The organism is Pseudoalteromonas sp. HL-AS2 (assembly GCF_031198805.1).
In the GTDB taxonomy this organism is placed as follows: domain Bacteria; phylum Pseudomonadota; class Gammaproteobacteria; order Enterobacterales; family Alteromonadaceae; genus Pseudoalteromonas; species Pseudoalteromonas nigrifaciens.
This window is the reverse complement of record NZ_CP133571.1, coordinates 2,920,673-2,934,210: the sequence shown is the minus strand read 5'-3', so window position 1 is coordinate 2,934,210 and position 13,538 is coordinate 2,920,673. Positions and strand designations below refer to the sequence as shown.

General features: G+C 43.6%; 8 protein-coding genes and 3 rRNA genes. 8 read left to right on the top strand and 3 right to left on the bottom strand.

The genetic code is table 11. The annotated features are described in order from the left end of the window. The first annotated feature begins 4 nt into the window (after positions 1-4). The 7 genes from rpsK (at position 5) to rrf (ending at position 8,592) form a co-directional block, all read left to right on the top strand. Positions 5-391 carry a 30S ribosomal protein S11 gene (rpsK, locus tag RB215_RS13595; RefSeq protein WP_002959471.1) on the top strand — a complete coding sequence of 129 codons (387 nt, stop codon included), beginning with the start codon at positions 5-7 and terminating at the stop codon, positions 389-391. 21 nt (positions 392-412) lie between these two features. Next, entirely contained in the window at positions 413-1,033 is a 621-nt protein-coding gene (gene rpsD / locus RB215_RS13590; protein ID WP_011329438.1) for a 30S ribosomal protein S4, read from the top strand. Positions 1,034-1,057: 24 nt separating this feature from the next. Next, on the top strand, positions 1,058-2,044 hold the full coding sequence (locus RB215_RS13585; protein WP_011329437.1) for a DNA-directed RNA polymerase subunit alpha: 987 nt from the start codon (positions 1,058-1,060) through the stop codon (positions 2,042-2,044). Between the two features lie 39 nt (positions 2,045-2,083). Further along, the gene (gene rplQ / locus RB215_RS13580; protein ID WP_002959450.1) at positions 2,084-2,485 is read left to right on the top strand and encodes a 50S ribosomal protein L17; all 402 of its coding nucleotides are present in this window, start codon (positions 2,084-2,086) and stop codon (positions 2,483-2,485) included. A 1,123-nt stretch (positions 2,486-3,608) separates the two neighbouring features. Next, a 16S ribosomal RNA gene (locus RB215_RS13575) occupies positions 3,609-5,144 on the top strand. Positions 5,145-5,443: 299 nt separating this feature from the next. Further along, positions 5,444-8,332: ribosomal RNA gene (locus RB215_RS13570) — 23S ribosomal RNA — on the top strand. Between the two features lie 145 nt (positions 8,333-8,477). Continuing rightward, positions 8,478-8,592: ribosomal RNA gene (rrf, locus tag RB215_RS13565) — 5S ribosomal RNA — on the top strand. The 16S, 23S and 5S rRNA genes sit together here, the layout of an rRNA operon. A 331-nt stretch (positions 8,593-8,923) precedes the next feature. Here the strand turns inward: rrf and recG are convergent. Genes recG through asnC form a run of 3 tightly spaced genes read right to left on the bottom strand, consistent with a single transcriptional unit; the run spans position 8,924 to position 12,250 of the window. Next, positions 8,924-11,005, bottom strand: coding sequence for an ATP-dependent DNA helicase RecG (gene recG, locus RB215_RS13560; protein ID WP_182679188.1), 2,082 nt, complete (start codon positions 11,003-11,005; stop codon positions 8,924-8,926). Between the two features lie 60 nt (positions 11,006-11,065). Next, the gene (trmH, locus tag RB215_RS13555) at positions 11,066-11,752 is read right to left on the bottom strand and encodes a tRNA (guanosine(18)-2'-O)-methyltransferase TrmH (protein WP_011329435.1); all 687 of its coding nucleotides are present in this window, start codon (positions 11,750-11,752) and stop codon (positions 11,066-11,068) included. A gap of 39 nt (positions 11,753-11,791) precedes the next feature. Further along, on the bottom strand, positions 11,792-12,250 hold the full coding sequence (gene asnC, locus RB215_RS13550) for a transcriptional regulator AsnC (protein ID WP_011329434.1): 459 nt from the start codon (positions 12,248-12,250) through the stop codon (positions 11,792-11,794). Between the two features lie 191 nt (positions 12,251-12,441). Here asnC and asnA point away from each other — a divergent pair, with 191 nt between their 5' ends. Continuing rightward, the gene (gene asnA / locus RB215_RS13545; RefSeq protein WP_309216567.1) at positions 12,442-13,437 is read left to right on the top strand and encodes an aspartate--ammonia ligase; all 996 of its coding nucleotides are present in this window, start codon (positions 12,442-12,444) and stop codon (positions 13,435-13,437) included. The last annotated feature ends 101 nt before the right edge of the window (positions 13,438-13,538 follow it).

Here is a 13,538-nt window from a genome sequence, read left to right as displayed (position 1 = left end):
TATTATGGCTAAGACACCAATTCGTCGTAAAAAGGTTAAAAAACAAGTTGCTGATGGTATGGCTCATGTTCATGCTTCTTTCAACAACACTATTGTAACGATTACCGATCGTCAAGGTAATGCACTATCATGGGCTACTGCCGGTGGTTCAGGTTTCCGTGGTTCACGTAAATCTACTCCATTTGCTGCTCAGGTTGCTGCAGAGCGTGCAGGTACTGCTGCTCAAGAATACGGTTTAAAAAATCTAGAAGTTTTCATCAAAGGTCCAGGTCCAGGTCGTGAATCTGCTGTACGTGCTTTGAATGCTGCTGGCTACCGTATTACCAACATTACTGACGTGACGCCAATACCACATAATGGTTGTCGTCCACCGAAGAAACGTCGCGTTTAACAATAGGTTAGGAGAAATAACATGGCAAGATATTTGGGCCCTAAGCTCAAGCTGAGTCGTCGTGAAGGCACTGACCTGTTCCTTAAGAGCGGCGTAAGAGCTATCGACTCTAAGTGTAAACTTGAGACTGCACCTGGTCAGCATGGCGCTCGTAAAGGTCGCTTATCTGATTACGGTTTACAATTACGTGAAAAGCAAAAAGTACGTCGTATCTACGGTGTATTAGAAAAGCAATTCCGTAACTACTACAAAGAAGCTGCTCGCCTTAAAGGTAATACAGGTGAAAACTTGTTACAGCTATTAGAGCAACGTTTAGACAATGTTGTATATCGCATGGGTTTTGCTAGCACACGTGCAGAAGCACGTCAGTTAGTAAGCCATAAAGCGATTTTAGTTAATGGTCGTGTTGTGAATGTTCCTTCGTACGTAATTGCTCCAGAAGATACTGTTGTAATCCGTGAGAAGTCTAAAACACAAGCACGTATCATCGCTGCTCTAGAGTTGGCTGAGCAACGTGAAAAGCCGACTTGGGTTGAAGTTGACGGTAAGAAATTGGAAGGCAGCTTTAAGCGTCTACCTGAGCGTTCAGATCTGTCTGCGGACATTAATGAACAACTAATCGTCGAACTTTACTCTAAGTAAAGTTAAGAGTTAAGAGAGGATAAAATGCAGGGTTCTGTTACAGAATTTCTAAAACCAAGGTTAGTCGATATCGACGCTATCAACCCAACACGTTCTAAAATAGTTTTAGAACCACTTGAGCGTGGCTTCGGTCACACTTTGGGTAATGCCTTACGCCGTATACTGCTTTCATCTATGCCTGGATGTGCAGTAACTGAAGTTGAAATCGACGGTGTATTGCATGAGTACAGCGCGAAAGAAGGCGTTCAAGAAGACATCATTGAAATACTATTAAACCTAAAAGGTTTAGCAGTAACGTTAGAAGGCAAAGATGAAGTTTTTCTGACCCTGGCTAAATCTGGTGTAGGCCCTGTGACTGCGTCAGATATTCAGCACGATGGCGATGTAACAATTGCTAACCCAGATCATGTTATTTGTAATTTAACAACAAATAACAGCGAGATCAGCATGCGTATTCGTGTTGAACGTGGTCGTGGTTATGTGCCGGCATCTAGTCGTTTATCCTCTGATGACGATGAGCGTCCAATTGGTAGATTGTTGCTTGATGCATCATTTAGCCCAGTTGAACGTATTGCGTACTCGGTTGAATCAGCTCGAGTTGAGCAACGTACAGATTTAGACAAGTTAATCATTGATATGGAAACAAACGGCACTTTAGATCCAGAAGAAGCGATCCGCCGTGCGTCTACTATCTTAGCTGAGCAATTAGATGCATTCGTAGATTTACGTGATGTAACTGAGCCAGAAGAGAAAGAAGAGAAGCCAGAATTCGATCCTATTCTACTTCGTCCAGTTGATGATCTTGAACTAACAGTACGCTCAGCAAATTGTTTGAAAGCCGAGCAAATTCAATATATCGGTGATTTAGTTCAGCGCACTGAAGTTGAGCTTCTTAAAACGCCTAATTTAGGTAAGAAGTCTCTAACTGAAATTAAAGACGTGCTAGCTTCACGTGGACTTTCTCTAGGCATGCGCCTAGAAAATTGGCCACCTGCAAGTTTAGCTGAATAATCTAAATCACTATATTAGTTTAGTTAGAAGGATAGGGTCATGCGCCATCGTAAGAGTGGTCGTCAATTAAACCGTAACAGTAGCCATCGTAAAGCGATGTTTAGCAATATGGCAGGTTCTTTGGTGAAACATGAAATCATCAAAACTACTTTGCCTAAAGCGAAAGAGTTACGTCGTGTAATTGAACCTTTAATCACACTGGCTAAGACTGACAGTGTAGCAAATCGCCGTTTAGCGTTTGCTCGCACGCGTGATAATGAAGTTGTTGGTAAGTTATTCAGTGAAATCGGTCCACGTAACGCGGATCGTCCAGGTGGTTACACTCGTATTCTTAAGTGTGGCTTCCGTACTGGTGATAATGCACCAATGGCTTATATTGAACTAGTTGGTCGCCCAGCGACTAGCGAAGCAGTTCAAGAAGACGCACAGTCTGCAGAGTAAGTCTTAAAGAAACCTAAAAGCCGAGCCTATGCTCGGCTTTTTCTTGCCTAAAATTTGTTAATCTATATGAATCAGTGAGTACCTTCTATTATGATCGTTTACGAGTACTGACTCATAGATTCTAAATTGATAAGTTGTTTTAACACCTGCTTTAATATCCCTACCTAGTTACTCTTTACTTATTACTCATTCAAAATAGCTTATCAGATCATGGTTAAGGATTATCTTCATAATATATTGTTCGTTTAGAGCTATTATATAATACAACTCCAAAACTTAGATTATCCAGTAGAGCGGCCCACTACGAAGTTTATATTTATAAATCTGATTATAAGGCATAACGTGTACTCATTTACCTATATACCTATATTAAGAATCTCATATCAAGGTTGAGTATTACGGCCTAAGTAAACTTACTTCTTAATATTATTAAATTATGATTAAACATAGCTCGATCAATTCAATTTTCGCCTTTTGATTACTTTAAATGATTTTAAGTAATACGAGTCTTCTCATATTGGTTAGTTATTTAGCATAGATGATCCAAATATGTCTTTATTCATTAGTAGTTGTCATAACTTTAATTTCAAATAGCGCTATAAATTTCTTAACGATAGTAGTTTAGTTGTGTTTTTAAGCGTTTAGCTCAAATACTCAGCGAACAGCAGTTTATTTCAAGTTTTCTTTAAAAAACAGTTGATCTGTTTTCGGATCTCCCTATAATGCGACCCCACTGAGAAGGGAAACGCCGAAGCATAGCAAGGCAGCAACTACTCAGAGAGTTAAATAAAACTTCGGTTTTAAATCTTCCAAAAAAGAAAGTTTAAAACAAAGTATTGACTCGAAAAATAAAGGATGTATTATACGCATCCCTTGAGACGCTAAAGCGACTCAAAACGTTCTTTAACAATATAAAGCAATCATCTGTGTGGGCACTCGTACAGATTGAGTTCTAACAGCCAACCTACTTAGGTAGCGAGGCAAACAAATTAGAGTCTCAATTGAAAACTGAGTGACCAACAGAAGTAACTTATTTATAAGTTGCTTCGGCACAGTCAATTCAATATCGAAAGATATTAAAAAATTCAGAATTCATTGAGCTGTCGAAAGACATAAAACTTTTTAATTGAAGAGTTTGATCATGGCTCAGATTGAACGCTGGCGGCAGGCCTAACACATGCAAGTCGAGCGGTAACAGAAAGTAGCTTGCTACTTTGCTGACGAGCGGCGGACGGGTGAGTAATGCTTGGGAACATGCCTTGAGGTGGGGGACAACAGTTGGAAACGACTGCTAATACCGCATAATGTCTACGGACCAAAGGGGGCTTCGGCTCTCGCCTTTAGATTGGCCCAAGTGGGATTAGCTAGTTGGTGAGGTAATGGCTCACCAAGGCGACGATCCCTAGCTGGTTTGAGAGGATGATCAGCCACACTGGGACTGAGACACGGCCCAGACTCCTACGGGAGGCAGCAGTGGGGAATATTGCACAATGGGCGCAAGCCTGATGCAGCCATGCCGCGTGTGTGAAGAAGGCCTTCGGGTTGTAAAGCACTTTCAGTCAGGAGGAAAGGTTAGTAGTTAATACCTGCTAGCTGTGACGTTACTGACAGAAGAAGCACCGGCTAACTCCGTGCCAGCAGCCGCGGTAATACGGAGGGTGCGAGCGTTAATCGGAATTACTGGGCGTAAAGCGTACGCAGGCGGTTTGTTAAGCGAGATGTGAAAGCCCCGGGCTCAACCTGGGAACTGCATTTCGAACTGGCAAACTAGAGTGTGATAGAGGGTGGTAGAATTTCAGGTGTAGCGGTGAAATGCGTAGAGATCTGAAGGAATACCGATGGCGAAGGCAGCCACCTGGGTCAACACTGACGCTCATGTACGAAAGCGTGGGGAGCAAACGGGATTAGATACCCCGGTAGTCCACGCCGTAAACGATGTCTACTAGAAGCTCGGAGCCTCGGTTCTGTTTTTCAAAGCTAACGCATTAAGTAGACCGCCTGGGGAGTACGGCCGCAAGGTTAAAACTCAAATGAATTGACGGGGGCCCGCACAAGCGGTGGAGCATGTGGTTTAATTCGATGCAACGCGAAGAACCTTACCTACACTTGACATACAGAGAACTTACCAGAGATGGTTTGGTGCCTTCGGGAACTCTGATACAGGTGCTGCATGGCTGTCGTCAGCTCGTGTTGTGAGATGTTGGGTTAAGTCCCGCAACGAGCGCAACCCCTATCCTTAGTTGCTAGCAGGTAATGCTGAGAACTCTAAGGAGACTGCCGGTGATAAACCGGAGGAAGGTGGGGACGACGTCAAGTCATCATGGCCCTTACGTGTAGGGCTACACACGTGCTACAATGGCGCATACAGAGTGCTGCGAACCTGCGAAGGTAAGCGAATCACTTAAAGTGCGTCGTAGTCCGGATTGGAGTCTGCAACTCGACTCCATGAAGTCGGAATCGCTAGTAATCGCGTATCAGAATGACGCGGTGAATACGTTCCCGGGCCTTGTACACACCGCCCGTCACACCATGGGAGTGGGTTGCTCCAGAAGTAGATAGTCTAACCCTCGGGAGGACGTTTACCACGGAGTGATTCATGACTGGGGTGAAGTCGTAACAAGGTAGCCCTAGGGGAACCTGGGGCTGGATCACCTCCTTATACGATTTAGAACTTATTTGTTCGTAGTGTCCACACAGATGATTGTTAATTAGTGCTTGTCCTTCGGGATAACTAATTAATATGCTCTTTAAAAATTTGGAAAAGCTGATAATAAAATTCTGATGAATAACATTGTTATTTATCAAGAGTTTTCAAAAGTAAAAAAAGAATGGTAGCAGTACCATTCAGTGCCATTTAATTAACTCTTTGAGTTGATTGATTGGTATCTACTTTAGTATTCAATATTGACTTCTGGCGAAGTTAAACTGTCACAGAACAAAGACCCGTTTGGGTTGTATGGTTAAGTGACTAAGCGTACACGGTGGATGCCTTGGCAGTTGGAGGCGATGAAGGACGTATTAACTTGCGATAAGCCTAGTCAAGCTAGTAAAAAGCACTTGAGACTAGGATTTCCGAATGGGGAAACCCACCTGCTTGCAGGTATCGTTAACTGAATACATAGGTTAACGAGGCGAACGCGGAGAACTGAAACATCTAAGTACCCGTAGGAAAAGAAATCAACCGAGATTCCGAAAGTAGCGGCGAGCGAAATCGGAACAGCCCTTAAGCTTACTATGTGTTAATGGAAGGCTGCTGGAAAGCGCCACGATACAGGGTGATAGTCCCGTACATGAAAAGACATTTTAAGTGAAATCGAGTAGGTCGGAGCACGTGAAACTTTGACTGAATATAGGTGGACCATCATCTAAGGCTAAATACTCCCAACTGACCGATAGTGAACCAGTACCGTGAGGGAAAGGCGAAAAGAACCCCTGTGAGGGGAGTGAAATAGAACCTGAAACCGTGTACGTACAAGCAGTAGGAGCCCACTTGTTGGGTGACTGCGTACCTTTTGTATAATGGGTCAGCGACTTATATTTTGTAGCGAGGTTAACCGATTAGGGTAGCCGTAGGGAAACCGAGTCTTAACTGGGCGAATAGTTGCAAGGTATAGACCCGAAACCCGGTGATCTAGCCATGAGCAGGTTGAAGGTTGAGTAACATCAACTGGAGGACCGAACCCACTAACGTTGAAAAGTTAGGGGATGACTTGTGGTTAGGAGTGAAAGGCTAATCAAACCGGGAGATAGCTGGTTCTCCCCGAAATCTATTTAGGTAGAGCCTCGGACGAATACTTACGGGGGTAGAGCACTGTTAAGGCTAGGGGGTCATCCCGACTTACCAACCCTTTGCAAACTCCGAATACCGTAAAGTAATATCCGGGAGACACACGGCGGGTGCTAACGTCCGTCGTGAAGAGGGAAACAACCCAGACCGCCAGCTAAGGTCCCAAAGTCATAGTTAAGTGGGAAACGATGTGGAAAGGCCCAGACAGCCAGGAGGTTGGCTTAGAAGCAGCCATCCTTTAAAGAAAGCGTAATAGCTCACTGGTCGAGTCGGTCTGCGCGGAAGATGTAACGGGGCTAAACTATGCACCGAAGCTGCGGATTCATCTTAGGATGAGTGGTAGGGGAGCGTTCTGTAAGCCGTTGAAGGTGTGCCGGGAGGCATGCTGGAGGTATCAGAAGTGCGAATGCTGACATGAGTAACGATAATGGGAGTGAAAAACTCCCACGCCGGAAGACCAAGGGTTCCTATCCCATGTTAATCAGGGTAGGGTAAGTCGACCCCTAAGGCGAGGCCGAAAGGCGTAGTCGATGGGAAACAGATTAATATTTCTGTACTCGATATAATTGCGATGGGGGGACGGAGCAGGCTAAGCAAGCATGGCGTTGGTAGTCCATGTGAAAGTGAGTAGGGCGTTTGTTTAGGTAAATCCGGACGAACATTAAACCTGAGACACGAGACGAGTCACTAAGGTGATGAAGTTGCTGATGCCATACTTCCAGGAAAAGCCTCTAAGCTTCAGATTATATGGAATCGTACCCCAAACCGACACAGGTGGTCAGGTAGAGAATACTAAGGCGCTTGAGAGAACTCGGGTGAAGGAACTAGGCAAAATCGTACCGTAACTTCGGGAGAAGGTACGCTCCTATCTGTGATGAGACTTGCTCTCTAAGCGGACGGGAGCCGCAGTGACCAGGTGGCTGGGACTGTTTATTAAAAACACAGCACTGTGCAAAATCGCAAGATGACGTATACGGTGTGACACCTGCCCGGTGCCGGAAGGTTAATTGATGGGGTTATCCTTAGGGAGAAGCTCTTGATCGAAGCCCCGGTAAACGGCGGCCGTAACTATAACGGTCCTAAGGTAGCGAAATTCCTTGTCGGGTAAGTTCCGACCTGCACGAATGGTGTAACCATGGCCACGCTGTCTCCACCCGAGACTCAGTGAAATTGAAATCGCAGTGAAGATGCTGTGTACCCGCGGCTAGACGGAAAGACCCCGTGAACCTTTACTACAGCTTGGCACTGAACATTGAACCTACATGTGTAGGATAGGTGGGAGACTTTGAAGATGAGACGCTAGTTTTGTTGGAGTCAACCTTGAAATACCACCCTTGTAGTTTTGATGTTCTAACGTTGGCCCCTGAATCGGGGTTACGGACAGTGCCTGGTGGGTAGTTTGACTGGGGCGGTCTCCTCCTAAAGAGTAACGGAGGAGCACGAAGGTTGGCTAAGTACGGTCGGACATCGTACGGTTAGTGTAATGGTAGAAGCCAGCTTAACTGCGAGACAGACACGTCGAGCAGGTACGAAAGTAGGTCATAGTGATCCGGTGGTTCTGAATGGAAGGGCCATCGCTCAACGGATAAAAGGTACTCCGGGGATAACAGGCTGATACCGCCCAAGAGTTCATATCGACGGCGGTGTTTGGCACCTCGATGTCGGCTCATCACATCCTGGGGCTGAAGTCGGTCCCAAGGGTATGGCTGTTCGCCATTTAAAGTGGTACGCGAGCTGGGTTTAGAACGTCGTGAGACAGTTCGGTCCCTATCTGCCGTGGGCGTTTGAGAATTGAGAGGGGTTGCTCCTAGTACGAGAGGACCGGAGTGAACGAACCGCTGGTGTTCGGGTTGTCATGCCAATGGCATTGCCCGGTAGCTACGTTCGGAACTGATAAGCGCTGAAAGCATCTAAGCGCGAAGCAGGCCTCGAGATGATTTCTCACTAGAGCTATAAGCTCTCTGAAGGGCCGTTGGAGACTACAACGTTGATAGGCAAGATGTGGAAGTGCTGTGAGGCATTAAGCTAACTTGTACTAATTACCCGTGAGGCTTAACCATACAACGCCAAACGCGTTTTATGTGACAGTTCAAGCAAGAAGTTAATATGACTAAAGTAGATATTTACGCAAAGACTTAAAAAATATTATCAGATATTTTCCAAATTCAGTTAATTTGTAGTGATACGAATTAACGCCCTAATTTGCTTGGTAACAATAGCGTTTTGGACCCACCTGACCCCATGCCGAACTCAGTAGTGAAACGAAACAGCGCCGATGATAGTGTAGCATTTGCTATGTGAAAGTAGGACATTGCCAGGCTCCAAATTGTAGAAAGCCCGACTAGAAATAGTCGGGCTTTTTTACGTCTGTAGAAAAGTGAAATGTGGGTGAATAATGTACACAAGTCTCCCGCGTAGGTTGGGCGAGCGTAGCGACACCCGACACTCAAATCATAAAAACATCACCACTAGCCAATGAATGTGGTGCATTTGCACTGTGATTTTCCACCGCTGTGGGCACCACGACATTGCCAGGCTCCAAATCGAGAAAGCCCGATTGAAAATATTCGGGCTTTTTTACGTCTGCAGAAAAGTAAAACTTAAGCTGGAAAGTACTAGGGATAATCTCGATATTGTGAAAGAGCGCAGTTTTAAGCTAGTGCGTAGTTGGATTTATTACCAAGCCATCTACTTATAAGTGCATCTACTTGTTTTGGGTGCTGTATTAGCATTTGCTGCGCTATTGGCCTGACTTGATTTAAAGTGTGTTTGTCGCGGGTTAGATCGGCAATTTTAAATTCAGCTAAACCGGTTTGTTTAGTGCCGAGCACTTCACCAGGGCCGCGGATCTCTAAGTCTCGCTCAGCTATAACAAAACCATCGTTACTATCTCTTAACACGCCCAGACGCTTTTGTGCTGTATGTGAGAGAGGTGCATGGTATAAAAGTACACAATGCGAAGCGGTAGCTCCACGCCCTACTCGACCACGTAGTTGGTGTAATTGTGCTAAACCTAAACGCTCAGGGTTTTCTATAATAATCAAACTGGCATTAGGTACATCCACTCCTACTTCAATGACTGTGGTTGCGACTAAAACATGAATATTACCAGCTTTAAACTCACTCATAATGGCTTGTTTTTCTGCAGCTTTCATCCGTCCATGTATAAGGCTTACGTTTAGCTCTGGTAAGGCTTCTTTTAATTGCTGCGCGCTATCTTCGGCGGCTTGGCATTGCAGCACTTCTGATTCATCAATGAGCGTGCATACCCAATAAACTTGCCTGCCTTGCTCATGGCAGGCTAATTTAACGCGCTTGATAATATCGCCTCGACGAGTGTCTGGTAATGCCACTGTTGTTATGGGTGTTCGACCCGGTGGTAATTCATCTATTACAGAGGTCTCTAAATCGGCGTAAGCGGTCATTGCAAGTGTGCGAGGTATAGGTGTTGCTGTCATGACTAGTTGATGTGGGTAACAGTCGCCAAAGCGGCCTTTTTCACGCAGTGATAATCGTTGATGAACACCAAAACGATGTTGTTCATCGATAATAATAAGCACGAGATTATGAAATTTCACCTCGTCTTGAAATAACGCATGGGTGCCGACGATCATTTGCGCCTCACCGGAGGCTATTTTTTCAAGTGTAGCTACACGTTCTCTACCTTTAGTTTTACCTCCAAGCCAGGCAACTGTAATACCTAATTGGTTAAACCAGTTATTAAAGTTAATCCCATGCTGCTCGGAGAGAATTTCGGTAGGAGCCATTAAAGCTGCCTGAAAACCTTGTGCTATAGCAGTCAATGCACTTAATGCTGCTACTAATGTTTTACCTGAGCCAACATCGCCTTGTACTAAACGCATCATAGGGTAAGGCTGTTGTAAATCACCTTTAATTTCGGTGACTACACGACTTTGTGCATTGGTTGGATCAAAAGGGAGTTGCGCTAAAAATTGGCTTTCTAATGCGTTGTTAGGATTTAAGCTGACAGCTTTAACTTGTTGCCCTTGTTGGCGTATTTTTAACAAGCTGAGATTTTGCGCTAGTAGCTCTTCAAAAACGAGCCGCTGCTGAGCCGGATGAGTACCTTGTTCAAGTGCAATTACGTCTATGTCGTTAGGCGGGCGATGTAATAATAGTAAGGCATCACTTAGCCCTAAATTAGAAGGTTGCCATTGCGCTGGAAGCAACTCCTCTACTGAATATTTTTGCAATAGATTAATAGCTTGATCGCTAAGTGCTCTAATTGATAATTGCTTTAAACCTTCAGTGGTTGAGTAAACCGGAGTAAGCGTTGTAGCCGTAGGCTGCTCATTGGGTGTGTCGCTTATGCTATATTCCGGATGACTCATTTCAAAGCCTACACGGCCACGGCGAACTTCACCAAAACAACGTATTATTTTTCCTGCACTGAGGGCATTTTTTTGTGCCGCGGTAAAATTAAAAAATCGTAGTGTAAGTCTGCCGGTGCCATCGTTTATTTGGCAAACTAGCATGCGCCTTTTACCAAAGGTGATCTGGCTTGTTTCAATTGTTGCTTCCACGCTTACATGGCTGTGTAATGAAAGCTCGTTTATAGTATAAAGCCGGGTGCGGTCTTCATAGCGAAGAGGTAAATGAAACAGCATGTCTTGTACTGTAGAAATACCTAGCTTTAGCAATCGCTCGGCCATTTTAGGGCCAACGCCTTTGAGTTCTGTTATTGGGTATTGGCTTAAGCTAGGTTTAGACAAGGTGGGCTCAAATCTTATTATTTGTAAGTGAGTTAAGTGTACTTATAGTGCGACGTGGCATCAAGCATGTTTTAAAGCTTGCCAAAACTGTTCATCAGCCACTATTTCACCGTGCTCATCGAGTGGTGGGTAGGGAAGCTTTTTTAGCTTACATTGCCGAGCAATAATAGGGTGACACCCTTCAAAATAAATGGGATGTTTAATTTCATCACTCAGCATATTGCGACTATAAAGGCCTGCAAGTTCGCGCTGACGTTGAGCTTCAAAGAGTATTAATGCAGCTGCAACGGATACATTAAGTGATTGCACCATCCCTTGCATGGGTATAATAATGTTTTGATCAGCGTGTTTTAAAGCTTGCTCTGAGATCCCTGTTTTTTCTTGGCCGACAATAATGGCGGTTGGCTTAGTATAGTCTATTTCTCTAAAATCAACGGCATCGGTTGATAAGTGAGTCGCGAGTATTTGTATATCGGGATTACGAGCACGCATGGCTGTTGCCGCATCGTCAATATTTTTATGTAAATGTGTTTCCAGCCAGTTTTTACTACCACCAGAGGTATTATTAGTAAGCCACTTTTGGTTTTCTGGCCATACGGCATGCACATGATGACAACCTACTGCGTCTGCACTTCTTACGATAGCGGAAAGATTATGGTGTTTATGTACGTCCTCTAAACACACTGTTAGGTCAGTTTGTCGGCGCGAAAGTACGTCTGCGATTCTTTGATAGCGAGTTTGCTGCATGATTATCCTTTTTTCAGTAATTATACGAGATTTTTAGTGTTAAGGCATTACTGTGCGGCTAATTGGGTTTTGTAGCGATATAAGAGTTTCCGTTGATTGGATAGCTTCAATTGCTTGTATTTTATTTATCAGTACATCTTGCAGATGATCGATTGAGCGAGTCATTACTTTGATAAAAATACTGTAGTTACCTGTGGTGTAATAAGCTTCAACAACTTCCTCTAGTGCTTCTAGTTTAATTAAGGTTTGCGGATAGTCGCGTGCACTATTTAAATTAATCCCAATAAAACAGCACACGTCATAGCCCAACTGCTTGGTGCTGATAGTTAACTGAGTTCCTGTGATGATCCCCGCTTGCTTCATTTTTTCAATACGAACATGAATTGTGCCGGCACTCACATTAAAACGTTTTGCTAATTCTGCGTAGGGTGTGCGTGCATTGGCCATTAATGCATGCAGAATCTGTTTATCGAGATTATCGATTTGATAATTTTCCATTACCTTTACACTCTTTGATTATTGAATCTTAATGTTTTATAGCATTTAATTGATGCTTTTAATATATTAAAGCTATTTTTATTGTGGGTTATTGAATTAAATAATTAAATTGTTACGATAACCATATTGAAGCGTTATTTAAGACGCAATGAGTTACGAAAGTACAATAACTGGGAATGAGGCCAATTATTATGAGTTCACTTTATGTGCAGCAGCAGCAGCAAATAAGTCAAGTTAAGCATTTTTTTTCACAGCAACTAGAGCAGCAATTAGGATTAATAGAAGTACAAGCTCCTATACTTGCTCGAGTGGGCGATGGCACTCAAGACAACTTAAGTGGCCATGAAAATGCGGTAGCTGTAAATATAAAAGCTATTCCAGATAGCCGTTACGAAGTAGTGCACTCACTTGCAAAGTGGAAACGTAAAACATTAGGAGATCATAGCTTTTCTCATGGTGAAGGCATTTATACACAAATGAAGGCGTTACGCCCAGATGAAGACTCGTTGAGTCCTATTCACTCAGTATATGTTGATCAATGGGATTGGGAAAAGGTAATTTGCCAAGATAGCGAGCGCACACTAACGATACTTAAACAAACAGTTGAAGCAATCTATACCGGTATTAAAAAAACGGAACAATTTGTTAGCGATAAATTTGGTATTACGCCATTTTTGCCAAGCAGTATTACATTTGTACATAGCGAAGAGCTGCGAGAAATGTACCCAGATTTTAGTGCTAAGCAACGAGAAAAAGCGATTGCACAAGAGTACGGGGCGGTATTTTTAATTGGCATTGGTGGTAAATTGAGTGATGGTAAAATTCATGATGTAAGAGCACCAGACTACGATGACTGGTCAACGCCAACCTGTGACAAATACGCAGGATTAAATGGTGATATTTTAGTGTGGAACCCATTATTAGAAGACGCATTTGAGCTATCTTCTATGGGGATCCGCGTTAGTCCAGATGTGTTGCAAAAACAATTAAGTATGACGAGTGACGAAGACCGTTTAGAGTTTGATTGGCATAAGGCATTAATACAAAATAAATTTCCGCAAACAATTGGTGGTGGTATTGGTCAATCTCGTCTTGTTATGTTGTTATTACAAAAACCACATATTGGCCAAGTACAAGTGAGTGCATGGCCGCAACAAACTCATGCTACATTTGATGGCTTGTTATAAATAATAAGGCCAATTAGCATAACTGCTTGGGCAATTTAACAAATTTAAATAGCCCCTTAGTTAAGTAGGTTGATTTAATGAGTGCTTCAAAAGCACTCATT